A 24,216-nucleotide genomic window follows, 5' to 3' on the forward strand; every position below is an offset into this window, starting at 1 on the left:
CCGGCGGCCTCAGCGGGCCCGGTACACCAGCCGGCCGCCCAGCACCGTCGCCACGCACGTGACCGCGCCGCGTGCGCGCAGCGCCGTCTCGTCGGGCACGTCGAACACGGCCAGGTCGGCCCGGCCGCCGATGGCCAGCGGGCCCTGGACCGTGCCCCGCAGGTCGTGGCCCTCGGCGAACGGGTCGAGGTCCGGCCGCTCGCCGAGCAGTGCGCCGGGGGCGTCCGTGGTCCCGACGACGGTCAGGCCGGACCGCGCCACGGCCATGGCCACCAGCGGGTCGCGGAAGCGGGCCCCGGGTGAGGCGACCGCGGTGGTGCCGTGGCGCAGCATCCGCTGCACACCGCGCCGTACGCTGCCCGCCCAGCGGGTCTCACCCAGCTCGCCGAGGGCGGCCAGCCGTTCGCCCCACAGGGGTTCCTCGCCCAGCTCGCCGGCCTCGCGCGGGTCGGGGTGGTAGCACTCGCGCAGCAGCCACAGCGGGTGCCACTGGCGCAGGCCGGGCGTGAGCACGCCCGGCCAGCGGCGTACGCGCGCGCCGGGCGCCTCGTCGGCGACGTCCTCGTACGGGCCGACGGCCGTGATCCGGTCGCCGTCGACCGCGACCGCTCCGTCCACGACGGGGTCCGCGCCCGCAGGAAGGACCAGCGGGGCGGTGTGAATCGTCAGCACGGCGGGGCCGGCCGGGCTCAGTTGGACGCGAGCAGCTTCAGCTCGGGGTGAGCCGTGCCGCCCTCGATGGCCGTGGACGAGATGTGCGAGACCACGCGGTCGTCGACCGGGTCGTTCGCCGGGTCGTCGTGCACGACGAGGTGCTCGTAGGTGGTGGACCGCTGGGCCGGGACGCGGCCCGCCTTGCGGATGAGGTCGATGATCTCCATCCGGTTCGACCGGTGCTTGGCGCCGGCCGACGAGACCACGTTCTCCTCCAGCATGATCGAGCCGAGGTCGTCGGCGCCGTAGTGCAGGGAGAGCTGGCCGACCTCCTTGCCCGTGGTGAGCCACGAGCCCTGGATGTGGGCGATGTTGTCCATGAACAGCCGGGCGACGGCGATCATCCGCAGGTACTCGAAGAGAGTCGCCTGCGTGCGGCCCTTCAGGTGGTTGTTCTCGGGCTGGTACGTGTACGGGATGAAGGCGCGGAAGCCGCCCGTGCGGTCCTGCACGTCCCGGATCATGCGCAGGTGCTCGATCCGCTCGGCGTTGGTCTCGCCGGTGCCCATCAGCATCGTGGAGGTGGACTCCACGCCCAGGTTGTGCGCGATCTCCATGATCTCCAGCCAGCGCTCGCCGGACTCCTTCAGCGGGGCGATGGCCTTGCGGGGCCGCTCCGGCAGCAGCTCGGCGCCCGCGCCGGCGAAGGAGTCCAGGCCAGCGGCGTGGATGCGCTGGATGGCCTCCTCGACGCTGACCTTGGAGATCCGGGCCATGTGCTCGACCTCGGACGCGCCCAGCGAGTGGATGACCAGCTGCGGGAAGGCCTCCTTGATGGCCTTGAAGTGCTTCTCGTAGTACTCGACGCCGTAGTCCGGGTGGTGCCCGCCCTGGAACATGATCTGGGTGCCGCCCAGCTCGACCGTCTCGGCGCAGCGGCGCAGGATGTCGTCGAGGTCGCGGGTCCAGCCCTTGGCGGTGTCCTTCGGCGCGGCGTAGAAGGCGCAGAACCGGCAGGCCGTCACGCAGACGTTCGTGTAGTTGATGTTGCGCTCGATGATGTACGTCGCGATGTGCTCGGTCCCCGCGTACCGGCGCCGGCGCACGGCGTCGGCGGCGGCTCCCAGGGCGTGCAGCGGGGCGTCCCGGTACAGCACGAGCGCCTCGTCCGGGGTGATCCGCCCACCGGCGGCAGCACGGTCGAGGATGGGCTGAAGGTCGGCCTTCTCGGTCACCGGGCGTCCCTTTCGTAAGGGTTGTGGACGGACCAGCCCAGCGTACGCCAGGGGTTCGGGGGGCTGGACGTCAGGCCGTGTACGCGCCCACCAGCAGGCCCAGGAGCGCGCCCGTGATCAGGAACGGGCCGAAGGGGATGGCCGTTTTGCGGGTGGCCCGGCGGGTCAGGACCAGGGCGGCCCCGTAGAGGGCGCCGAGGAGGAAGCCGGCGAAGGTGCCGAGCATCACCGTGGACCAGCCGTACCAGCCGAGGACGGCGCCCGCGCCGAGGGCGAGCTTGACGTCGCCGAAGCCCATGCCCGCGGGGTTGACGAGGAAGAGGACGAAGTAGCCGCCGCCGAGGGCCAGGGAGCCGAGGAGGGCGGTGGTCCACTCCCCCGCGTGCTCGGGCACCAGGGCGGTGAGGCCGAGCAGGGCGAGGGCGGCCGCGGCGAAGGGGAGGGTGAGGGGGTCGGGCAGGCGCCGGACCCGGAAGTCGACCACGGTGAGCAGGACACCGGCCGGGGCGAGCAGCAGCCACACCCCGATCTCCGGCCGGGTGCCGGTCGCGGCGGCGAGGGCGGCGCAGACGGCCGCCGTGGCGAGGACCAGGGGGATCGCGCGCGGCCCGTACCCGGGGTTCTCGCAGTCCCGGCAGGCGGCCCGGCCCAGCCAGCCGCGGACCGCGTGCCCGCCGGGGCACGCCCGGCGCCACGGCTCCCCCGAGGGCGCCGAGAAGCGGTAGGCCGCGCGCGGCAGCGACGCTCCCGCCGCCGCGCCCCACAGCGCGGCGGCCAGGACCAGCAGCCCGGTGCTCATCCCGCCGCGGCGATCGCGTCACGCCACGTCGGCAGCAGCTCGTCGAGCAGCGCCTCCGTGCGCGGCGGCAGCCCGCGGGCACCGCTGCGGCCGATGAGGTCGGTGGCGAGGGCCGTCAGCCGGCCGGTGTCGCCGGTGGCGTGCGTCGCGCGCAGCAGCTCGTGCCACAGACGCTCGTCCGCCGGGGCGGTGCGCAGGGCCGCGTTCAGTGCCTCGATGGCCTTCTCCGCGCGGTCCTTCTCCATGTGGAACGCGCTGAGCGCGAGCCCGGTGTCCGCGACCAGGAGCGGCAGTTGCGCGTCGACGATCTCGTGTGTGAGCCACCGGTACCGGCCCTCGGGCCGGTCGGCCAGCAGCGGCCCGCGCACCAGCACGAGCGCGTCGGTGAGCAGCCGCCCGCGCACGGCCCGGCTGCCGACGCCCCTGCCCTGCGTGGCCTCGTAGTACAGCGACCGCAGCACGTCCAGGTCGGAGACGACGGACTTGGCGAGTGTGAGCCGCCCGCTGCCGTCGGTGCCCAGGCGGGGCGTGCCGTCGGGGTCGGTGCCCAGCCAGTCGCGCAGCCGGTCCAGCAGCGCGTCGCGCACGTCGTCGGTGACCCCGCGCGGCCACAGCGCCGAGGACAGCACCCGCGGGTGCACGCCCTCGCGGTGCAGGAGCAGCAGCGCCAGCGCCTCGTGCAGCAGGGCGCTGCGCTCCCCGTCCGGGGTGTCCAGGCCGATGATCTCGTACGGCCCGACGAGCCGGGCGTACACGGCCGGGCGGCCCTGCTCGCTGATGTCGACGAGGAACGGCGGCCGCTGCGCCGGGTCGCCCTCGGGCCGGCTCTCCGGGTCGGCCTCGACGAACAGCTCCACGACGGCACGCTGCTGGGCGGCGGGCAGCACCTGGGCCTCCAGCTCCAGGCCGAGGAGCGGCGCGAGCAGCTTGCCCTCGCCGGTGATCTCCATCTCCCAGGCGGCGCCGGGCAGATCGCCGGTGTCGGTGCCGACGAGGTAGCCGATGCCCAGCCGGGCGGCGTCGGCGGCGAGTTCGGCGAGCTTGACGGCGTCCTCGGCGGACGGCTGGGCGGCGAGCAAGACCAGGTGCGGGGCCCAACGGGTGTGCTGGGCGGGCCCGGTGCGCCCGGTGAGCACCGAGTCGTGCCCGGCCGCGCCGAGCGCGCCGCGCCGCTGCCGCGTCTCGGCCTCCATGGTCTCGACGAGCGCCTCGACGTCCTCCAGGTGCCGGACGCGGCTGGGAGCGAGCGGCGTGAGGTCCTCGCCGAAGCCGACGAGGGTGATGGTCATGCGGTCGGACCAGCCGTTGGTGGCCAACTCGGCGGCCACGGAGGCGAAGACGGCGGCCCGGTCGGCCTCCCGCCCGCTCAGCGACACGATGCCGGGCACGGCCTCCAGGTTGAGCAGCAGCCGCGAGTCGTCCATGGTGCCGAGGCTGACCAGCCCCGGGTAGGGCGCGGCCGTGTCGGCGTCGCCGTACCCCTCGGCGTCGGTGCGGGCCAGCATCCAGAACGTCTGGTCCTGTCCCTGCTGCCAGGGCGCGGGCGGCTTGCCCGAGGGCTGGGCGAGCTGGAGGTGCAGGTCGCCGTTGCTGAGCCAGGCCGCGTACACGACCGGCAGCGGCCGCGACTCCTCGGCCAGGGAGGCGGCGAGCCCCCGCAGCGACCGGTCGAGCAGCCGGACGCCCTCCGGGTCGGCGCCGACGAGCAGCGCGTCCTGGACGTCCTGCGCGTCCCCACCCGGCGTGGGCGGTTCCATGCCGCGCCGTCCGGCGACGGAGCCGAACGCCGACTGCCACAGCGCCTGCCGGCGCCGCCGCCCCAGGGCGCCGAGGAGGCCCGCGGCGAGGAGGGGGGCGGCCAGAAGCGCCTCGGGGAGACCGAAGGCGCTCTCCGCCTCGGCACCCGTGGCCTGCTCGCGGCCGGTCTCGGGGGTGGCGGGTCGCTGCCCGGGCACGGACACCTGGGCGGCGCCGGAGCCGGCGTGCTCGTGCCCGCCGCCCCGGGCGCCGTCCCGGCCTGCCGTGGCCCCGCCGTCCCGGGCGCCGGATCCGCCGCCGCCCTGGGCGTGGTCGCCGGTCCGCGCGTAGTCGGCGATCTGCTGCTGCACGTCGGGCGAGACGCTCGGCGCCTCGTCGGGCATCTCGACGAGTTCGCCACCGCGCGCGTCGCCCGGCATCTCCATGATCCAGCCGGGCCGGATGAGGCTGGCCTCGGAGAGCCTGGAACCGTCCGGCTGCACCCGGTCCTTGTTGAGCTCGAAGATCTCCTTGTAGCGGCGCCCGTCACCGAGGTGGCGTTCGGCTATCTCCCACAGCGAGTCGTGGTGGCGCCCCTCGGGCGGCTGGATCCGGTAGTACTTCGTGTCGCCCTGCCGGGCGGTGCCGGAGCCTGTGTCGGCGTGGGCGGCGGCGTGCGCGGCCTGCTCGGCGAGGGCGGCGGCGGCACCGGCGGCCTGCTCCTGCTGCTGGGCGAAGAGTCCCGGCGTGGCCTGGGCCGCGGCCACGGCCGGCTTCTGGTTCGCGTCGTACCCCTGTCCGAGCTGGGACAGGCCCGGCGTGAGGCTGGCGGCGGTCGCCCCGACGAGCAGCAGCGCGGCGACGAGCTGCCGCGCGAGCAACTGGCTGGGCCCGGCCCCCGGTACGCGTCCCGGCACGCCGACGCCCGACAGCGCGGCCTTCATCTCCACGAGCACGCAGGCGGTGAACTGCGCCCACGCCAGCCACACGACGACGGTGAGGATGTTGAGGAAGGTGTGGACGGTGATCTCTTGCTGCAGCCAGTCGAGGCTCGGCACACCGTTCGGCAGCGGCCAGCCGATCTGCGTGGCGAGCGCGAGCGGCACGCCGACGAGCAGCACGGCCAGGGCGACGAACGCGAGGAAGGCCTTGACGAAGTCCCCGAACGACCGCCGCCGGATCCGCACCGGCTGCGGCGTCCGGTTCCTCGGAGCCGTCGTTCCCGTCGTGTCTCCCGTCGGGCTTGACGAGCTTGGGGTGCGGCGTCGCGGCATGGCGGGTGTCCTGGGGTCGTGAGGGGACGTACGTGGACTGCGTGAGGCCGAGCTGTGGGGTGTGGGTGTGCTGAGCCTACAGAGATCTTATGGACTTGCCGTTGGGAGGCACATCAGGGCCGGGATACGGTGCTGGGGCGATCAGGGTGCAGGACGTGCTGGACGTGGGGGGAGTGCCGTATGGGCCATGGCAAGAGCGATCTCGCGCTTCCGCTGACCGAGTTGGAGGGGTTCGGGCGCCGGCTGCGTTCTCTCAAGACCCGGTTGAACCACACCAAGAAGCTTTTCGAGTCCTACCAGGACGACATCGGCGACGGCAGCGTCAATGACGCGCTCGGGGATTTCGAGTCCAACTGGGAGGACGGGCGCGAGGACATCACGCAGCAGCTGGACGCCCTGGCGAGTATGTCCGACGCCGTGGTGCGCGAGTTCAAGAAACTCGATGACGAACTCACCAAGAAGGTGAACGACGCGATGAAGACCGAGGACAAGCGGAAGGCGAAGTAGCCGCTGTCCCGGGAGACGGGAAAAGGCCCCGGTTCCGACCGACCGGGGCCTTTTCCGTGCGTCGCGGCGCGTGCGTCAGGAAGCGACGGCGGCGTTGAGGTGCAGGTCCGCCGCGATGCCCTGCGGGGAGACCGCGAGGCCCACGCCGCCACCGACACCGGCGGTGAGGCCGGCGGCCGTGGTCTCGACGTAGAGACCGGCGGCGGCGCCGGCGCCCGCGGCGACACCCGCCTGGCCGCCGGCGATGCCGTCCAGCTCGGCGTCGGACATCGGGGCGGTCTCGATCTGCGGGGTGAAGGCCATGGGAGGCGGTTCCCTTCGTCTCAAAATCTCGGAGATTGCGGTGTGCTCAAGCGCGACCGATCAAAGCACGCGGCAATAACGGGCGGCCAGCCCGGAGTTCGGCCGGTGCGCCGGGAATGGGCGCCCGTATTCATGTGTGTGGGTGTTCGGTCACCGGCCGTCCCGTTCTCTTCACACCATCCGCCGCATCGCGGTACACACCGGTGATGTGCGGCGGGGGAAATGAGCCGGGATCCGTCTCCGGCCGGTGTTTCCACGACCTCGCGGTGAACGGTGTGCAGATCCCTGGAAGGTTCCGCCCGTGGCCGTCAGCCGACCTGGTTCTCCGCCACGGCCTGCCCGCGCACGGTCACGTCGCCGCCGTAGAACATCCCCGTGAACACCGGGGAGTACGTGAGCTGCACCTCGACCTCGACCGCGTCGGCGTTCGCCGCGACGCAGTGGGTCGCCGCGATGTCCGCGCCCGTCATGCCCATCTCGAGGGCGAAGGCCTTCACCCGGGCGTCACAGTTCGCGAAGTTGATCGGGGCCGGGCCGCCCTCGTTCTCGTAGAGCGCCTCCCGGTCGATGTCCTGGGCGGCGTAGCGGGCGGCCTGTTCGGCGATGTCGGCGGCCCGTTCCCGCTTGGAGATGGACAGGCCGCCGTCGATGACGAACGCGGACAGGGAGAGGAAGACCAGCGCGAAGATGATGACCGCGCCGGCTCCCGAGCCCCGGTCGTCCAGCTGCGTCCGGCGCGCGGCCCACCAGGAGCGCACGGCCCGCGGCACGTGTCTCACGCCGACCTCCGGAACGGGTCGAGCGGGGAGCTGAAGCTGGCCGTGAGACGCGTCGGGACGTCGAGCCCGAGCATGGCCAGGCCCCGCACCTGGCAGCTCACCTCGACGGTGAAGATGGTGTCCGGCTCGAAGCCCCGGCTCTTCTGGACGACCGAGACGGGCCCCGAGCAGACATCGGCCAGATCGGCCTCCGCCGCCTTCTTCGCCTCGGCCATGGCCAGGGCGTGGTTCTTCTGGATCGACCCCGCGCGGGCCGCGTCCCGGGCCGCGCCGTCGAGGGCTCCGCGGCCCTCCACCAGCTGGCCGAAGGCCACCAGCACGAGGATGAACAGGATCATCACCGGCGCGAGGATCACGACCTCGACGGTGGACAGGCCGCTGTCGTCCGGCCCCCGGCGGCCGTCCGGACGGAAGGAGATGCCCGGCATCAGTTCCCCTCCTCCTGTACGAACCGCTCCACGGGCCCGGCCGACCGCGCGTGCACCGTCAGGTCCAGGCCGGGGAAGACCGTGGGCACGCGCGCCTCGATCTCCACGCCCACCGTGTTCTGCTCCGGCTGCAGCATCGTCACGTCCGGCGACAGGACCAGCTGCGGGCCCAGCTGCCGGATGTAGCTGTCGACCACGTCCCGCGCCTCGCCCCGCCAGCCGCCCGGCTGTTCGTCGGCGGTGGCGCGTGCCTTGCGCGCACCCGCCTGGGCCGCCGCCTGGGCCACGTGGTCGGCGAAGAAGTACAGGGCGAACTGCACGGTCGCGAAGATCATGAAGAACAGCACCGGGGTGAGCAGCACGAACTCGATCGCGGTCATGCCCGAGTCGCCGCGGGCGGCCGCCCGTCTCCGTGCGGCCCCGGCCCTGCGGCGTATCCGTCTGCCCAGCGCTGCCGGCATTCCGTGATCCCCGTGTTCCCCGTGCTCCCCGTCGTCCCTGAGCAGGTCAGCAGGTCTTGCCCGCGTCCGCGCCCTTGATGCAGTCGCCGACCTTGTTGGCGCCCTCACTCAGGGCGGCGTTGATGATGGCGGCCACGACGCCGACGATCGCCACGACGACCGCGGAGATGATGACCCACTCGACCGCGGACGCGCCGCGGTCCAGCTCGCCGGAGCGGGCCCGCTCGGTGCGGGCCTGGAGGAAGGTGACAAGGAAGTCCACGGCGGGGATGCCGGTGTGGAAGGTGCGTCCGTTCATGACGTTGTGTCCTTTCGAGATCCGTTCGGGAGGTTCTTCAGTTGGGAGGCCGGCTCACTGCACCTGGAACACCCGCATCGCCGCCGGAAAGATCAGGAACACCAGGAACCCCGCGCACAGCAGCAGCTGCGCCACGAGCATCGACTGGGACTTCTCGCCCGCGCTGCCCTCGATCTCGGCGAGTTCGCGGTGCCGCATGGTCTCGGCGCGGGAGGCGAGGGACTCGCGCACCTTCGCGCCGTCGTCCGCGACCAGGGCCAGGGAGGCGGAGAGGTCCTTGAGCTCCTCCACGCCGATCTCCTCGCCGAGCGCGCCGAGCGCCTGCCACTGGCTGACGCCGGTGATCCGGGCGTCGGCCAGGGCGTTCCTGATGCGCTGGTTGGCCCACCCGTCGGAGACCTCGGCGGCCGCCATCAGGGCCTCGGGCAGACCGCGTCCGCCGGCCAGGCTCATCGACACCAGGTCGAGGTACGCGCCGATCACCCGCCTGAGGTCGCGCCGCTTCTCGGCGGCGTCGCGCCGTACCTCCAGGTCGGGCAGGAAGAAGAAGACGACCGCGAACAGGAGGGCCAGCCAGACCGGGATGATCGGGCTGCGGCCGACCCCGAGGGTCCAGACGACGGCGAAGAGGAACGGGCCGAAGAACAGGCCCGCCACCCCGAGCAGCACCTTGGTCGCCAGGAACTTCTCCCAGCTGCGCTCCAGGACCGCGAGGTCCGCGCGCAGCGAGCGCTGCTCCCAGCCCTGCTGCAGGTAGAACTCGCTGACCCGCAGGCCCACTTCGGTCCGCAGCCCGCCCAGGCGGCCCGTCTCGCGCTCGACCCGCGCCGATGCGTAGGCCGAGCCGCGCGCCCGCATCGCGTCGATCCGCGCGACCTGGGAGATCGCGCTGCGCTTGGCGGGCATGAGGGCGCGGACGAGGGCGTAGAGGCCGAGGCCGATGACGGCGCCGACGACGAGCGGCATCGTGAGGTTCACCGGCGTGCCCCCTCTTCCTGCGGCAGCGTCTGCTGCGGCTGCTGCTGGGACGGCGTCCTGGGCCGGACGAACTGGACCCCCGCCTGGTCGCGGACGAGGAAGCGCTCCGGCGTCTCGATCGTGGACAGCTTGCGCAGCCACCAGAAGCCGAGCGCGAACAGGCCGCAGACGCAGGCGAGGACGAGCTGCCCGACCGCCGTGCCGTACGGCTCGACGAAGTCGCGGTTGAAGATGGACAGGCCGAGGACGAAGGCGATGGAGACCGCGACGACGATCTGCACCGACCGCCGGGTCGAGGCGCGCTGTGCCATCACGCGCTGGCGCATGTCGACCTCTTCGCGCGCGGACTTGGCGAGGGCGCCCAGCACCTGGCGCAGACCGGGCCCGCGCAGCCGGGCGTTGAGGATCAGGGCCGCGACGATGATGTCGGCGGAGGCGTCGTCGATCTCGTCGGCGAGCTGCTGGAGCGCCTCGGGCAGCGGGGTGCGGGCGCGCAGCCGGTCGACGAGGGCGTCGAGGTGCGGGCGCAGCACGGGGGCGGCGGCGCGGGCGGAGGCCGGGATGGCCTGCTCCAGGCCGACGGCGCCGGCGATGGTGTCGCGCAGGGACTCCGTCCAGGAGGCCAGGGCCTCCACGCGGCGCATGGCGGCCCGCTCCTCCCCGGCGCCGCCGAAGAGGCGGTCCCAGAAGAAGACGAGGACACCGGCGGCGATGCCGGCGACCGCCCAGCGGGTCAGCAGCAGCACGACGAGGCCGACGATCGCGGCGAGGGAGCCGCGCTGCCCGGCGAAGCGGATCAGTTCGCTCGCCCGCTGGGCGGCCTTCTGCTTCTCGTGGTCGGGCTTGGCGGGCAGTCCGCGTACGGCGACGAGCAGCAGGGCGAGCCCGCCGCCGACGGCGACGCCGCTGCCGATCGAGTACAGGACCTCGGTGGAGAACAGGCCTCCCATGGAGCCGAGCGAGCCGAGCGCGGCGAGGGTCGTGGTCGTCATCGCCGGCTCACCCCCAGGTCCCGGTCGGCCGGTAGCCGTGTGCCATCAGTTCCTCCAGGCAGGCGAGGGGGGCGTGCGGCACGACCCGGCCGTCGGGAGTCTCCGCGAACACCTCGCTGGACAGGACCCGCCCGTCGACGCCGTTGACCTCGCGCACGGAGGTGACCATGCGCTGGAGGCGGCCGCCGTTGCCGAAGTTGTTGCGCCGCTGGATGAAGACGACGAAGTTCACGGCACCGGCGATCAGCATCTGGCTCGCCTCGATGGGCAGCCGCTCGGAGGCCTGCAGCGCGTAGGTGGAGATGCGGTTGAACACCTCGCTGGAGCTGTTGGCGTGGATCGTCGACAGCGAGCCGTCGTTGCCCTGGGACATCGCGTTGAGCATGGTGACGATCTCGTCGCCGAGGACCTCACCGACGATGACCCGGGAGGGGTTCATGCGCAGCGACCGGCGCACCAGCTCCGCCATCGAGATGGCGCCCTGCCCTTCGGAGTTGGGCAGGCGCTCCTCGAAGGCGACGACGTTGGGGTGCAGGTCGGGGAAGGTGTCGAGGCCGAGCTCCAGGGCCCGTTCGACGGTGATGAGGCGCTCGTGCGGCGGGATCTCGTTGGCGAGGGCGCGCAGCAGGGTGGTCTTTCCGGCGTTGGTGGCGCCGGCGATCATGATGTTCTTGCGGGCGCGGACCGCACAGGCCAGGAAGTGGGCGACCTCGGGGGTCAGCGTGCCGTTGCCGACGAGGTCGGAGATGAACACCTTGCCCATGCGCGCGCGGCGGATGGAGAGCGCCGGGCGCCGCGCCACGTCCATGACGGCCGACAGGCGCGACCCGTCGGGCAGCCGCAGGTCCAGCTGCGGGTTGGCCGAGTCGAACGGGCGGGAGGACAGGCCCGAGTAGGCGCCGAGGACCTGGATCAGCTCGATGAGCTCCTCGTCGGTCTCGGCGACCGGGTCGCCCTTGACCTCACGGCCGTCGGCGTATCCGACGAAGACCTGGTCGCAGCCGTTGATGTCGATGTTCTCGACCTCGGGGTTGTCCAGCAGCGGCTGGAGCCGGCCGACGCCGAACAGCGCGGCGTGCACGGCGGCCGCGTACTGCTCCTCGGTCTCGGCGTCCAGCGGCGTACGGCCCGCGTTGATCTCGGCGCGGGCGTACTCCTCCAGGATCTGGGCTATGACGGCGCGCGCGTACTGCCGTTCGTCCTCCGTGGACATCGGCGTGACGTTGTTGAGCTGGTCCTGCCGGCGCTGTTCGGCGATGCGGTCGCCGGCGTCCTGGCGGAACCGCTTGACCAACTGGTGGTCGACAGCGGTCATGTGCCGGCCCCCGCGTGGCCCTGCGTCTGACCCGGATGCTGGTGCGCCACGTGCTGGGCCGGCTGGGCGTGGTGGGTCTGCGGGGCGTGGTGGTTCTGCTGAGCGTGCGGGGCGTGCGGGGCGGGGTGGCCCTGCTGGGCCTGCGGGGCCTGGTTCGCCTGGGCGGAGGCGGCCCAGGCGGCGCCGTACTGCTGGTTGATGTCGGCGGCGACCTTGCGGGCCGAGCGGATCAGCAGCGACTTGTCGAGACGGCCGCGCCTGCGCCCGGCCAGCTGGTCGGCGCCGGCCGGGTCGTCGGCGATGGTGCCGACCACGCGGGCGCCGGTCTGGGCGTGCACGAGCATGTCGTTGACCTGCGAGGCGAGCTTGCCCGCCGTGCCGGTGTCGGCGATCAGGACGACGCCGATGACCGGGTTGGCGAGGGACGCGGCGCCGCGCGGCCCGCCGTGCAGCCTGCCCGCGAGGGCGGCGGCCCGGTCGCGCACCCGCGCGAGGGACTCCGGCTCGGTGCGGGAGAGCAGCAGCACGAGCGAGGCGTGCGGGAACAGTTCGACGGCCGGGGTGTCGCCGCTGATGCGTCCGCAGTCGGCGATGACGTCGGCGGCGGCGTTCGGGGAGTCGGCGAGGGACGCGAAGGCGTGCCCGAGGGTGGGCCACAACCCGGCGAGCCCGGCGGCCTGTTCGGCGATCCCGAGCCCGACGAGCACCTCAAGCCCGCCGCTGAGCGGCTGGACGTGGTCCCACAGCTGGTCCGGCACCAGGCCGCGGCGCGCGGTCGCGGCGATGGAGAGCATGCCGGTGTTGGGGTTGAGCGGTCCGCCGTGCGCGGCCGCGCTGCGGTAGACGAGGTCACCGCCCGCCGGGTCCGTCTCGGCGAGCAGGACACGCCGCGGCCAGACCGCCGCGAGGGCGACGGCCGCGGTGGTGACGCCGGGGGAACCCTTGTCGGCGGCGAGAGCGATGAGCGCCATGGGGTGGGTGCCGCCTTCTAGTTGCCGGGGACGTGCACGATGGCGACCTCGCCCGCGGCCGCCGCGGTGGCGAGCGCGGCCGCGTCGGCCTGGTCGACGAGGAGGGTGAGCGAGAGGTTGCCCGTGCTCACGGTGGCGTCGTCGTCCGCGGCGACGGTGTTGACGCGCGCGTCGTCGACGAGGGCACCGCCGGAGGAGGAGCTGCCGCCGCCCGTGCCGGAGCCGTTGCCGGAGTTGTTCGAGCCGGAGCTCGCCGTGCCGACGCGGTAGGCGGAGACGACGTCGCCGGCCTTGATGTCGGAGGGGTACTGGCCCTCCTTCAGCGCGAGCCCGACGGAGGCCTTGCCGGCGGGGAGGCTGGCCTTCTTGGCGAACATCTGCCCCATCACGACCGTGTCCGCGTAGATCGTGGACTTGGCCTTGAGGGTCTTGAGCGCGCCCAGCTGCTCCCACTTGACGTAGTTGATGCTCTCGTCGGCTGCGACCATCACCGAGGTGACGTTGTCCCCGACGGACTCACCGGCCTGGATCTCCTTCGTCACCTTGACGACCTCGATCCGGTCCCCGGCCTGGAGCACGAGCATCGTCGCGCCCAGCGCGCCGACCAGGATCAGCAGCACGGCGAGCGCGGCCAGCGCCGGTTTGCGCTCGCGAGGCGGTGTGGGAAGACGGTCACCGACCGACGGCTGAGCCGGAGCGACGGAACGCCCGGCGCCCGCCCCCGTACGCTCTTGGATCTTCACGCAACCGCTCCCCGTACACCCAAGAAGTTATCTACAAAATGGGACACTTCACACTTCTCGGCCCGCTGAAGTAGTGCCTGAGCTGGCGAAATAGCCAGCGCCGAAGTGAGTGTCAAGCCAGGGCACCGTATCAGCCGCACATAAGCCCCTCAAGGCGCGTCCGGCCTCACCGACCCCGGGCCGCGGCCCGTTCTCCCTCTGCAACGTCTGCCCCACCGCACGCGGCCGGCACCGGCCTCTCACCACACCGGAACCTGTGCGGCAGCGAATCCGGAAGACCCCCAACCCCTGTTCTCCGGTGTCGTGTTGGTCACTCGGCGGCCATCACGTCTGCACGATTCACTCACGAAGCCGGGACCGGCCCCTGCCAGGCCCGGCTCGGGCCGGAGTGCCGAACGCCCGCGGGGCGAGACCCGGTTGGGCCGGCGCACGGGCCGGGACACCTCGTTCTGTAGCACTCGCGAAGCCGTGAGTAGAGTGCCGCGCGGACAGCGATCGGACCGCGGGGGGCTCACCGGTGGAAGCAGTCACGTCGACCCACGTGCACGCAGGGCTGACGAGGGCGGGGAGCAGCGGCCGCGGCCATGTCCTGCGCCTCCTCCTGGCCCTCTTCGCACTGACGGCTTTCTTCGCGACCGCCACACCCGCCCGGGCCGCGACCGCCGAACCGCCCACCCAGGCGGCCTATCTCGCGGACCGTCTCCGGGAGAACCCGGTGTACGTCACCGACCAGCTGCCGCGCGCCGTACCGCGTTCCACGGCAGCCGACTTCACGCGGCTCGCCCGGAGGACCGGCGTCCCGACCTACGTCCTGGTGCTGCCGGGCGAGACCGTACGGGACGGCAAGGCGCTGCTCGGCGCGGTCCACGACCGGCTGGGGCGGGACGGGCTGTACGTGCTCGTCGACGACCACTCGGTGACGGACGCCACGGCCTACGGCGTGCGCGCCCCGGCCGACGACGCCTGGACCGCCCAGCTCTACGAACTCCCCTACGACGCGGGCCCCCTGCTGAGCTTCGAGCGGTTCACGGAGGTCGTCGCCCTGGGCCCGGAGAAGGCGTCCGCCCGGGCGGAGGCGGCGCGTGCGACGTACGAGGACGACGAGCCCGAAGCGATGTACATCGGCCCGTCCGACCGCCGCAACCAGTCCTTCCTCACCGGGATCCTGCTCACGGGCGTGCCCTTGTCGATCCTGCTGCTGGCGGCGTACGGGCACCGTGCGCGCCGCCGCTACGCGGGCTCCGCCCGGAAGGCGGACCGCGCGGCACGCCGGATGCCGCCCGCGCTGCCCGTCGTCGCCTCGGCCGCCCTCGCCGCCGTCGCGGTCGCCCTCACCGCCACCGCCGTCTTCGACCAGACCGCCTCCAGCGGGACGAAGCCGCCCACCCCGGCGGAGATGTCCGCCCGGGCCGAACGCGTCGCCGCGGGCCTGCGGAAGGACCCCGTCTACAGGGACCCGGAGAGTCCGCGCGTCCTCGACGCCCGCGCGCTCGACCGCCTGCACCAGCGGATCGACGACTTCCGGCGCTCCCACGACGGCGGCCCGGTGTACGTCGCGCTCGTGCCGCAGACGTCCGGGAGCGAGTCGGCCGGTGACGCGGAGCTGTTCGCGGCGGCGGTGCACACCAAGGTCGGCACGGACGGGGTGTACGTCGTCGCGGACCCGGCCGACGGCACGATCGACGCGGTCAGCCACGGTCTGCGGCTGGACGGAGACCGCCTGCTCTTCGATCTGCCGGACGACATCACACTCGGGGACAGCAGGGCGGACGAGTCCGACGACCACCTCCTCGGTGAACGCCTCGACGCGCTGATGACCTTCCTCGACCGGACACCGCGCACGGACCGGCCGGTCGAGGGCCCCTCCCCCGCGCCGGCCCCGAGCCCCGCCGAGGACAACGCCCTGCCCCCGCTGTTCGCCACCGACTTCTGGCCGGGTCTGATGGTGGGCGCCTTCGCGGCCCTCCTGCTCTCCGCCGTGCCGGCCGGGGTCACGGCGCTCGTGCTGCGCCGGCGGCGCCCGGCGACGGAACCGTTCGAGCGACTCCCCTTCACGGCACCCACGGAACCGTCGGCGTCCTGGCTGCGGCGCACCGCGTACGCCGAGCTGAGCGCGTTGGTCCGGGAGTTCACCGAGCACGGCGAGCAGCCCCTCGCCCGGGACCGCCTCGACGCCGCGCTGCTCCTCCTCGACGGTGACCCCGGCCGGGCCCGCCGGCCGGGGACGGACCCGGCGACCCTGGTCGCCGTGATCGCGCTGGCCCGGGCGGGCCGCGCCGCGCTCACCGGCCAGGACACCGACCTGTGCTGCGGCGTCAACCCCCTGCACGGAGCCGGCGTACGGCTCTCCCACGTCCGGGTCAGCGCCACCGGCCGACGCCTGCTGCCGGTCTGCGAACTGTGCCGCGACACCGCCATCGCCGAGCCCCTCGGCATCCCGCCCCGGCTGCTGCGGCTGCCCGCCCCGTCCGGCGGCGACCGCCTCCCCTACTACGACGCCACGGACGGCCCACTGACCGCGGTGCCGAGGGGCATCGCCCGGGTCGTCGAGAGGGTGAGGGAGACGGCCGGTGTCCACTGACGTGAGGCGCGTGCTCACTGCCCTCACGGCGCTGCTGGTGACGTCACTCGACGTCCCTCGACAAGCTCAGGGGACCGCCGGTGCCCACTGACCTCAGGGCGCGGCAGCGGCAGTTGGCGGACCGGATCCGCCGCACCGGCCTGCCCCTCAAGGTCGTCCTGACGCTGCTCACCAAGGGCGACGTCTTCGACGGCGACTCCGTCGTGCTCGCGGACAGGGTCCGCGACCGGCTCCCCGCACAGCGGGGACTCGTCCTCATCACGACGGACGGCGACTCCCCCGGCTCCCTGCGCGGGTTCGAGTGGCCCGCCGACACGCACCAGGCCCGGGAGGCCGTAGCCGCCGCCGGCTTCCTGGACGAGACACGGAACGCGGGCCTGGCGGACCTCACTGCCAAGGCCGTGGACCTGGTGGCGGAGGGCAGGGGCGAGCAGCGGTACGCGGAGGCGACGAAGCACCTGCGAGCCCCCGGGACACGGACCGATGAGGGGAAAACGCCCGACGGCACCTGTGGTTGGCTCCCAGCGGCGATTCCTCTGGCCCTGGTCCTGGCCCTGGCCCTGGCCCTCACCACGCTCGCGACCCGCGCCCTGCGCCGCCGCCGCGGGCCGGTCGCGTCGGTGCCCCACCTGGTGTTCGCGAAGGCCCGGGCCGCCGAGGAGGCGGAACTGCACCGCCGGGCGGAGGCGGAGATCCTGGCCCTCGGCGAGGCGACGCCTGCGGCGGACGTCACGACGACGCCCGGCCTCCAAGCCGCCCTCGACGCGTACGCCGCGGCCGGCGGGGTCCTCGACGAGGCACGGGGCCTGCCGGACCTGGCGGGCGCCCTGGCCCTGGCGAGCGAGGGCCAGGACGCTCTCGACGACACCCCTGGCCTGCCCCTCTGCTTCTTCGACCCCCGGCACGGCCGCGCCGCCCTCCGCACGCCCTGGCACCGACTCGGTCACCGAGACCGTCTCGACGTGACGGTGTGCCGCACCTGCGCGGACGCCCTACGGGACCGCCGCAGGCCGGAGGTGCTGACGGACCGGGACGAAAACGGCCGTACTATGCCCTATTTCGAGATTCCGCCGGAACGGAGCGTCTGGGCGGCGACGGGGTACGGCTCGCTGATGCCGGTGTCGGCCGGGTTCAGCAGGCACCGAACTGTAAGCCCCACGTGAGAGGAACGGCAGACATGACCGCGACGGCGGACAAGGCGGGGAGCGAGAGACCGATGCGCCGCGCCAAGGCGGCACGCGTCACAACGGGTATCGCCGCGGTTGTCGTCGCGCTGGTCCTGGCACTGGCGTTGACATCGTCGCCGGAGCGATTCGGCCTCTCCGCCTCCCCGGAGGTCTTCGAGAACGTCCACGCCGAGGGCCGGTCGTCCGAGGCATTCATCTTCGTATGGGCCCTAATCGCTCTCCCTGTCGCTGGCCTGCTCCACACTCCGTCGGCCTTGGCCAGGCGGGCTCGCGTCGGCACCGGCTGGGCGCTGGTGGCCGGATACTGGCTGTACGTGGTGCTGACGGCGGCGGTGGCCTGGGAGGTGGCGCGGCTCTTCCCGGCGACCGATGCTCCCGGCAAGGAGGGGGGCTTGTTCGGCGCGGCGATCCTGCTGGTCGTCTCCCCACCGCTGTTCGTCGTCAGCTCGGGCGGGGTGTTCCGCGAGGGACGAGAGCGCGGGACGCCGGTCCGGGACCAGCTCACGGCGTTCGCGATCCTGTGCTGCAGCTTCATCGGTCTGGTCGCGGGCCTGACCACCGGCTACAACTTCTCCTTCCCGCGCGCCGGCTTCCCGGCCGTGTTCCTTCCCGGCGGCGCGCTCTGGGGCCTGACGGCGGGGGCGGCCGTGGGCATGGGCATCGGCGCGGTGCTGACGGCCTCGACGGACAGGCGCCGCACCTTGAGCGACGACGCGAAGAGCTTCGCCCGGACGGCGACGGCCTTGCTCGCGCTCTGCCTGAGCCTCTCCCAACTGGGCTGGCTGCTGCCCAGTTGGGCGGTGGCCCTCATCGGAGTACCGGCGCCCTTCGTCCTGTTCGCAACGGCGGGACACTTCGTGTGGTTGGAGCGCTGGGTCCAGTACCGGCAGATCGAACTGCCGAAGGGGGCCCTCCACTGAGCCGATCCCGCCAAGGTGAGCCCCATACCTACCCGCTTGCCCTGTTCACTCGGTTATTCGCGCTGGTGAAACCGAAAACCTCACCGGTACCGTCAGTGCTCGTACTGCACTTCTGTCTTTCACGGGGAGCCACTGTGAAGCGCCGCACCTTGCCCGTCGCCGCCGCACTGACAGCGACGGCGGTACTGCTGTTGACGGCCTGCGGGAGCGGGGACGACAAGCCGGCCGACAACGACAAGATCGCAGGAGCAGACCAGGTGGCCGAGACCCCGAAGCAGTCCGCCAGCCCGTCAGCGGCCCAGGCCGGGGACAAGCCGGACGGCGTGGACGTCTCCCTGCCGAAGGACATGAACCTCGTCTTCGACTGGGGGAAGCCGAAGGACGCGAACGAGGCGGCTGCGATGGATGACGCGGCGAACTTCTTCCGTGCCATCTATCGCGGTGTGGACAAGCGCACGACCAAAGACGCTGCCGTCACCACGTACGCCACCGGCGATGGACTGCACTACGCGGACACGCAGATCAACGCCTGGATCGACGGCGGTTGGACCGCCACGGGAACGCTGCGCCACTACGACGCCACCACACGATCCGCCCCGAACGGCAAGTCGGTGGAGGTGGCATTCTGCGCGGACTCCGGGAAGTTCTTCGGCAAGGAGATCAAGTCGAAGAAGATCCTCGAGACCAGGCCCAGCATCGAGGACTTCGACTACTACAAGATTGTCATGGTCAAGGTCCCGACGGCCAAGGATCTGTGGCAGGCATCCAAGGTGTTCGTCGAGACGAAGGCAGCGAAGTGCCAGTGAACGGATCACAGCGCACACTCCTTGGAACCGCAGCACTGACGCTGGCCCTCAGCTCCTCCATCCTCACGCCATCGGCCTACGCGGCCAAGCCGGTGGGTTCCGGCAGTGGAGCCAACACAGAACAACAAGGCGGCGGAGACAGCACCGGCATCTACGCCACCGCCCGCATCCAGTACTCCGGATCCGTCACCAAGGACGGCAGCACCGGGAACGTGGCGTCCACGGACGTCAACTGGTCGCCGCCACCCTGCTGGTACGCCCCCTACCTGGGCGCCAAGGACTTCAAGAAGAAGATGTCCGAGGACCTCGATCGTCAGCTGAACACACCCGGCATGGGCGGGACGGCGGGTTCGGCGCTCGGGCAGACGAAGCGTCACTACGAGGACGGGTTCGGCTGGGACGGAAGCCCCGGCTACAAGGACTACAACATCGAGAACGACGGCGAGGGCATGTTCTGGGCCGGCGTCGAAAACCCGAACGAGCCTGACTACCTCAAGCGGACCTCGTGCACCGACCTGCCCTTCTGGGTGGAGAACGGCGAGGCGCCGCCGGCCCGGTACGAGGAGGCCATCAAACCCGAGATGCTCGCCGCCCTCGCGTACCAGCACATGGAATTGCCCGACACCAAGGTCACCCTCGCACCCCAGGCGGAGACCAAGGTGAACCTGCCGACGTGGGCCTGGCTGGACAAGGCCGTCTTCGACGAGGTCCAGGCCACGGCGGCCATCAACGTGCCCGGCTTCAACATCCAGGCCACCACCACCGCCAAGCCGGTGGCCCTCAAACTGCGCCCCGGCACCGAGGACGCCGAGACGTACCCCGCCTCCGGCGAGTGCGTCATCAACGCCGACGGCTCCATCGGCGAGCCGTACGCCAAGGGCAAGGCCGACCAGACCCCACCGTGCGGGCTCAAGTACCTCCGCTCCTCCGGCAACGGCACGTTCAAGCTCCAGGCCACCATCACCTGGGACATCGCGTGGACGGGCACCGGCGGCACGGGCGGCGACCTCCCGAACGGCACATTCGGCAACGAACAGGCCGTCACGGTCCAGGAGATCCAGTCCGTCAACCGTTGATGGCTGTCCATCGGTACAGACCACGAGCCCAGCCGGAGAAGTAAGCGTGGCGAACGACGCATACCTCAAGGTGTGGAATTGGACTTCCGACTCAGGACAATCAAGCGGGAGCTCAAGAACCTGCGCAGTCACCGCGAGGACATGCGCGATGGCGAACGACTCCGGGGAAACCCGGCTCAGACAACCAACGATTGAAGGAGCACATAGGTCGTGGCAAAAGACTCCGATCTGATCGTCAACGTGGAGCTTCTCACGGAATCCGAGTCCCGACTTAAGAGCATCAAAAAGGAACTTGAGAATCTCGATAATAGAAAAGATGACATGCATCCGTACTGGGGGAGCGGAAATATTTCGGATGTCATGGATGAGTTCGTTGATAATTGGGACGACTATCGGAAGAAGATGATTGAGACCGTTGATACGGTAGGAAAGCTGGTGAAAGGTACGATTGACGGATTCACCGGTCTTGACGCTGAACTCGCCAAGGAACTCAGAAAGGCCGGAAAGAAAAAGTGAGCGCCACTTCGAAGCCCCGCCCCCGCGATTGGCACCCACTTGCCGAATCAGACCCGATTCCGGGGGATCCCGAGGAGATTCGGGATGAAGTAGCCCACATGGACAGTGTCGCCAAGTCCCTTCGGCGACAAGCACAACTACTGGTGCAGATTGGCGACGACAACGAACTGAAGGGAAAATACGCCAGTAAACTTCGCGACGAAGCGGGTGACCTCGAGAAACATCTGCGAGAAGTCGCAAGCCGTTACGAGCGTGTGCACGGCCACCTAAAAAGGTGGGCTGACGATCTGGAAGACTACCAGGACAGAGCCGACAGAATCCTTGCCAATGCAAAGCGGGAGCAAGAAGAAGCCGACGCAGCCAAGAAGAAGGAGCAATCATCCGAAGAGAAAGAAGCGTCACGCTCGGATGACGATCCTCTGAAAGAGTATCGGAAACAACTTGAGACGGTAAAGGGGGAACGGGACGAGAGTGCGGCAGGTTACGCGACGCAAATTGGGCGCGAGATCAAGGACATCATCAAAGATAGCTGGTGGGAAGACGCCGTACCCACCATCAAGATCGTGATAGATGCGTTGAGTTGGGCCGCCACGATCATCGGACTCGTTGCTCTGTTGATAACGCCTGTCGGCTGGGTGGCGATGCTCGCAACGATCGCCACTGCGCTGGTTATGGCGGGACATGTGCTCCTTGCCGTAACAGGCGACGGATCGTGGATGGATGTCGCTATGGATGCTTTTTCTCTCGTGACCATGGGCATGGGAGCGCGTGCCCTTGCTGGCCTCAAGGGAATTCAGAAGACAATGCGCACCCTTTCGGCCAGAGGCGCTGCCAAGAACACCGAAAAAGCCGTCCGGAATGCCGAGAAGGTCGCACAGAAACGAAAGGAACTGCAACGAATCATCAACAGCAAGAAGGCTCCAAAGCGTCAGAAAATCGGCGCGCAGAAGGAGCTCGCCCGACTTGGAAAGTCTGAGCAGCGGGCCGGGAAAGCCGCTCGTAGGGAGGAGATGCAGAGGGACCTACCCGAAGCTCAGTCGAGCGACCTGCGGAAGGCCGCTGGCGACCAAGAGGTCGCGCAGCACTACAAGGATATTCAGCGGATGCGCGCGGAGCATCCCGGGAACACCCGACTTCAAGAGGCGAGCGTCGGCGCCGAGGAATATAAGCTGAACTTCCAGCAGGCGTTCGCCATGGCGACAACCGCCGACTTGGCTGACAAGAACCTAGGCACAAGTGACATTTGGGAAGGGAAGCCGTACCTGGCTCCTTACAATGATTTCAAGGAGTCGTTCACCGGAGGCTGGGGATCTGAATGGTAACTAACAACCCTGGGAATGAAGGCAGCAGCGCCCCTGTCTCAAAAGCACAAAGACGCCGAATGATGGCAGCAGCAGAAGCAGAGCGCGCTCGGGCGACTGCTGAGGCCAGGAGGCTGGATACGGCTGCTCGAAACGTTCGGCTTCTGATCGGTTGCAGCATCGTCGGCGCTGTTGCAATGGCACCGATTTCCATGTTGCTCGCACGATCCGTAGCCGGAAACCAACAAGAAGCCATGGTCCGGTTCCTTTTGGGCTCGGCCCTTGTGGCGGCAACCGGCCTCGTCTGCCTCGGCATCTACAAGAGTCAGAGCCTTCCGGTTGAACCTGACGGACTTTCTTTTCAAGTGTCCTTTGGATCAGCCGTGTTGGCGGGATGCGGGATTCTGACCAACCATTTGGCGTTTATCGTCGTACCACTCATTCCATCGGCTGTTTTTTGGGCGCTCCGCAAGTTCCGCAAGCGAAGCAGTACACAGGTCCGAGACGGGAACGACTCGATCACATGAATAGCGATAATCCAACACACCACTGCACTCCAACCGGATATTCCATTATCCTGCCGCCAGGATGGACGGGAATTCCGCTACGCGATCACAATGCCACAGACGCTGCGGTGCGTAAAATCGTTGAAAAAGCGTGCGGTGACCTGCCCCCCAGCTTCCCACGTGACAGGGTGACCCCGTATCGCTTGGAGATCGAAGGGCGGCTGCGCAAGGGAATCAACGAAGCCCGTAAAGGGGACGGGTTGGATCTCTACCTCCCGGTGTACGAACGAGGAAGGGTACCTCTCGGTGCATCGTTCGTCGTAGCCGAGACGGCCAGTCCTCGCGGTGCCGCTGCGGATGCGAATAGCCTTCTTGCGCTCATGACCGCTGAGTCGGATGCGAGCCACTGTGAGACCGTAACCGTCGCAGAAACCACCGCAGTACGGCGGGATGCACTGGTGGGAGGCAAGAGCAAGGAAGACGTCGAGGCAGCTTCTCGTCGTGTTGACTATGTGATCCCCGTGCCTAAGGATTCAACCAGATGCGTGGTGGTTTCTTTCTCCACCGTGGGCGCGGGCGATCCGGAGGACGAGATCGCTGAGGCCACGACCGAGCTTTTCGACGCCATCATGACTACCTTTCGTTGGAGGGCAGCATGACGTGGCTTGACATTGACTATGACCCCGACCTCTGGGTGGAAATCCCAAGCCAGTGGACCATTTCAGCTGGCGATGAATGGTACGGAAGCGACAACAGAACTCAGGAGGAATGGGCAGACGAGATCGCCGAGTTTTGTTGGGAGGAGTCCAGCGAAAGGAAGTACACCGCAAGCGAGGTCGAGCTGCTCTCGCAGACTCTACTTGAATGCGTTCGGCGCTATCCTCCGATGTACCCGCGGTCTGAGGTTCTCCTGTATTTGCCCACCCCGAAGGCTGTTCCCCTACCCGTGTGGATTGCTCATGTTCCTGCAGAAGGCGATAGAGAACTGACTTTGCGAGAGCTGACACTCGCCGACGATCCGGCAGCCATCGAGCCGCCTATTGTCGAGAAGTGGACAGCCGAGGAACTGGGCGAAGGGCTCAGGGTGCTTCGGTATCACGCGCTCGACCAACATCAGGAACTCATGGTTGGTCTGCGATATGCCTGGCGGAGCGAAGTCAATAACCGTGACGTAGTGCTGATCACAGGGTCCCCGGCTCCCGGGCAGGTGATGTCCGCAGTGGACGCCATCGCCGACCTGACTCACGTGATCCAGCTGCACGATGACGAAGACTGATCCGGAACATCGAGGAAGACTTCGGGCGTCCGTCAGAGGGTGTGGTCGAGTTTTGGGTCTCCTGCCGCCCCAGTCATCGCTGCCGCGCCCCCCGGCTCCCACCCTTCCCTCTCTTCCGAAGCCGCCGAAGCCTCTCCCGTTCCACAGCCGTCCGCTGCTCGGCCCGCCCCTTGGTCCAGCGATACACGCACCAGCCCAACACCCCCACGGTGAGCGCATAGGCCAGAAAGGCCGGGCCCGTCCCCGGGACATAGGCACAGGTGGAGGACCGGCAGTTGCGGCTGGGGAGACCGCTCAGGAGGTACAGGAAAGGGCAAAAGGCCGCCGCCCAGCAGATCGCGGTGCGGACGGACCGCCACCCCCGGTCAAAGCGGGTCGTTGGCCCGGGCGCGGACGGTGACGCGAAGCTGCGCGCGCCTCCCGCGCCGACGACGGTGAGCGCTCCCAAGGTCCCTCCTACCACCCAGGAGCCCCCCCCCCCCCCCCCCCCCCCCCCGGGGGGGGGGGGGGGCGGGGGGGGGCGCGGCGGGGGGGGGCGGGGGGGGCCGCCCCGCGCGCCCCCGCGGCGCCGGC

25 protein-coding genes are annotated in these 24,216 nt (G+C 70.2%); 11 read left to right on the plus strand and 14 right to left on the minus strand.

Translation table 11 applies throughout. The features are described from left to right. Nucleotides 1–9 precede the first annotated feature (9 nt). From ACF07N_RS11020 to ACF07N_RS11035, 4 genes are all read right to left on the minus strand, one after another. Nucleotides 10–672, minus strand: a complete 663-nt coding sequence (locus tag ACF07N_RS11020) for a hypothetical protein (protein WP_392110799.1) — start codon at nucleotides 670–672, stop codon at nucleotides 10–12. A 17-nt stretch (nucleotides 673–689) separates the two neighbouring features. Beyond that, nucleotides 690–1,889 (minus strand): cyclic dehypoxanthinyl futalosine synthase, encoded by a 1,200-nt coding sequence (gene mqnC, locus ACF07N_RS11025; RefSeq protein WP_383394691.1) that lies wholly within the window; start codon nucleotides 1,887–1,889, stop codon nucleotides 690–692. A 70-nt stretch (nucleotides 1,890–1,959) separates the two neighbouring features. Continuing rightward, nucleotides 1,960–2,688 carry a prepilin peptidase gene (locus ACF07N_RS11030; RefSeq protein ID WP_383336280.1) on the minus strand — a complete coding sequence of 243 codons (729 nt, stop codon included), beginning with the start codon at nucleotides 2,686–2,688 and terminating at the stop codon, nucleotides 1,960–1,962. Continuing rightward, complete coding sequence (locus ACF07N_RS11035) at nucleotides 2,685–5,699, minus strand: BTAD domain-containing putative transcriptional regulator (protein WP_392110803.1); 3,015 nt, start codon at nucleotides 5,697–5,699, stop codon at nucleotides 2,685–2,687. The genes ACF07N_RS11030 and ACF07N_RS11035 overlap by 4 nt, the downstream gene beginning before the upstream one ends. A gap of 180 nt (nucleotides 5,700–5,879) precedes the next feature. On the opposite strand from ACF07N_RS11035, the gene ACF07N_RS11040 reads away from it, so the two are divergent. Continuing rightward, nucleotides 5,880–6,206, plus strand: coding sequence for a hypothetical protein (locus tag ACF07N_RS11040; protein WP_392110806.1), 327 nt, complete (start codon nucleotides 5,880–5,882; stop codon nucleotides 6,204–6,206). A 75-nt stretch (nucleotides 6,207–6,281) separates the two neighbouring features. Here ACF07N_RS11040 and ACF07N_RS11045 read toward each other — a convergent pair whose 3' ends face one another. The 10 genes from ACF07N_RS11045 to ACF07N_RS11090 form a co-directional block, all read right to left on the minus strand. Beyond that, entirely contained in the window at nucleotides 6,282–6,509 is a 228-nt protein-coding gene (locus ACF07N_RS11045; protein ID WP_392110809.1) for a hypothetical protein, read from the minus strand. A gap of 308 nt (nucleotides 6,510–6,817) precedes the next feature. After that, nucleotides 6,818–7,288 carry a pilus assembly protein TadG-related protein gene (locus ACF07N_RS11050; protein ID WP_392110812.1) on the minus strand — a complete coding sequence of 157 codons (471 nt, stop codon included), beginning with the start codon at nucleotides 7,286–7,288 and terminating at the stop codon, nucleotides 6,818–6,820. Then, the gene (locus ACF07N_RS11055; RefSeq protein WP_392110815.1) at nucleotides 7,285–7,716 is read right to left on the minus strand and encodes a TadE/TadG family type IV pilus assembly protein; all 432 of its coding nucleotides are present in this window, start codon (nucleotides 7,714–7,716) and stop codon (nucleotides 7,285–7,287) included. Before ACF07N_RS11055 ends, ACF07N_RS11050 begins: the two co-directional genes overlap by 4 nt. Continuing rightward, nucleotides 7,716–8,177: a TadE family protein gene (locus ACF07N_RS11060; RefSeq protein WP_383336792.1), complete on the minus strand. Its 462-nt coding sequence runs from the start codon at nucleotides 8,175–8,177 to the stop codon at nucleotides 7,716–7,718. The genes ACF07N_RS11055 and ACF07N_RS11060 overlap by 1 nt, the downstream gene beginning before the upstream one ends. Before the next feature lie 46 nt (nucleotides 8,178–8,223). Further along, a complete protein-coding gene (locus ACF07N_RS11065) occupies nucleotides 8,224–8,475 on the minus strand; it encodes a hypothetical protein (RefSeq protein WP_031107180.1) in 252 nt (83 codons plus the stop codon). A 54-nt stretch (nucleotides 8,476–8,529) separates the two neighbouring features. After that, entirely contained in the window at nucleotides 8,530–9,453 is a 924-nt protein-coding gene (locus ACF07N_RS11070) for a type II secretion system F family protein (protein WP_383583136.1), read from the minus strand. Then, nucleotides 9,450–10,403: a type II secretion system F family protein gene (locus tag ACF07N_RS11075; RefSeq protein ID WP_383337860.1), complete on the minus strand. Its 954-nt coding sequence runs from the start codon at nucleotides 10,401–10,403 to the stop codon at nucleotides 9,450–9,452. Before ACF07N_RS11075 ends, ACF07N_RS11070 begins: the two co-directional genes overlap by 4 nt. A gap of 49 nt (nucleotides 10,404–10,452) precedes the next feature. After that, nucleotides 10,453–11,760: a CpaF family protein gene (locus tag ACF07N_RS11080; protein ID WP_094056716.1), complete on the minus strand. Its 1,308-nt coding sequence runs from the start codon at nucleotides 11,758–11,760 to the stop codon at nucleotides 10,453–10,455. Continuing rightward, nucleotides 11,757–12,731, minus strand: a complete 975-nt coding sequence (locus ACF07N_RS11085) for a hypothetical protein (RefSeq protein WP_392110820.1) — start codon at nucleotides 12,729–12,731, stop codon at nucleotides 11,757–11,759. The genes ACF07N_RS11080 and ACF07N_RS11085 overlap by 4 nt, the downstream gene beginning before the upstream one ends. Nucleotides 12,732–12,748: 17 nt before the next feature. Continuing rightward, entirely contained in the window at nucleotides 12,749–13,474 is a 726-nt protein-coding gene (locus ACF07N_RS11090) for a hypothetical protein (protein WP_392110823.1), read from the minus strand. A 517-nt stretch (nucleotides 13,475–13,991) separates the two neighbouring features. On the opposite strand from ACF07N_RS11090, the gene ACF07N_RS11095 reads away from it, so the two are divergent. The 10 genes from ACF07N_RS11095 to ACF07N_RS11140 all read left to right on the plus strand — a co-directional run bounded on the left by ACF07N_RS11095 (nucleotide 13,992) and on the right by ACF07N_RS11140 (nucleotide 23,643). Further along, a complete protein-coding gene (locus tag ACF07N_RS11095; RefSeq protein ID WP_392110826.1) occupies nucleotides 13,992–16,055 on the plus strand; it encodes a hypothetical protein in 2,064 nt (687 codons plus the stop codon). Nucleotides 16,056–16,135: 80 nt separating this feature from the next. Continuing rightward, a complete protein-coding gene (locus ACF07N_RS11100) occupies nucleotides 16,136–17,218 on the plus strand; it encodes a hypothetical protein (RefSeq protein ID WP_392110829.1) in 1,083 nt (360 codons plus the stop codon). A 14-nt stretch (nucleotides 17,219–17,232) separates the two neighbouring features. Continuing rightward, a complete protein-coding gene (locus ACF07N_RS11105; RefSeq protein ID WP_392110832.1) occupies nucleotides 17,233–18,162 on the plus strand; it encodes a hypothetical protein in 930 nt (309 codons plus the stop codon). A 134-nt stretch (nucleotides 18,163–18,296) separates the two neighbouring features. Then, a complete protein-coding gene (locus tag ACF07N_RS11110) occupies nucleotides 18,297–18,968 on the plus strand; it encodes a hypothetical protein (RefSeq protein WP_392110835.1) in 672 nt (223 codons plus the stop codon). After that, nucleotides 18,965–20,044: a hypothetical protein gene (locus ACF07N_RS11115; protein ID WP_392110838.1), complete on the plus strand. Its 1,080-nt coding sequence runs from the start codon at nucleotides 18,965–18,967 to the stop codon at nucleotides 20,042–20,044. The genes ACF07N_RS11110 and ACF07N_RS11115 overlap by 4 nt, the downstream gene beginning before the upstream one ends. Nucleotides 20,045–20,254: 210 nt before the next feature. Continuing rightward, a complete protein-coding gene (locus ACF07N_RS11120; protein ID WP_392110841.1) occupies nucleotides 20,255–20,560 on the plus strand; it encodes a hypothetical protein in 306 nt (101 codons plus the stop codon). Between the two features lie 98 nt (nucleotides 20,561–20,658). Then, nucleotides 20,659–21,882, plus strand: coding sequence for a hypothetical protein (locus ACF07N_RS11125; protein WP_392110844.1), 1,224 nt, complete (start codon nucleotides 20,659–20,661; stop codon nucleotides 21,880–21,882). 59 nt (nucleotides 21,883–21,941) lie between these two features. Then, nucleotides 21,942–22,388 (plus strand): hypothetical protein, encoded by a 447-nt coding sequence (locus tag ACF07N_RS11130; protein WP_392110847.1) that lies wholly within the window; start codon nucleotides 21,942–21,944, stop codon nucleotides 22,386–22,388. Nucleotides 22,389–22,570: 182 nt separating this feature from the next. Then, complete coding sequence (locus tag ACF07N_RS11135; RefSeq protein ID WP_392110850.1) at nucleotides 22,571–23,026, plus strand: hypothetical protein; 456 nt, start codon at nucleotides 22,571–22,573, stop codon at nucleotides 23,024–23,026. Then, nucleotides 23,023–23,643 carry a hypothetical protein gene (locus ACF07N_RS11140; RefSeq protein ID WP_392110853.1) on the plus strand — a complete coding sequence of 207 codons (621 nt, stop codon included), beginning with the start codon at nucleotides 23,023–23,025 and terminating at the stop codon, nucleotides 23,641–23,643. Before ACF07N_RS11135 ends, ACF07N_RS11140 begins: the two co-directional genes overlap by 4 nt. Nucleotides 23,644–24,216: the final 573 nt, after the last annotated feature.

The organism is Streptomyces sp. NPDC015242 (genome assembly GCF_043079125.1).
In the GTDB taxonomy this organism is placed as follows: Bacteria; Actinomycetota; Actinomycetes; order Streptomycetales; family Streptomycetaceae; genus Streptomyces.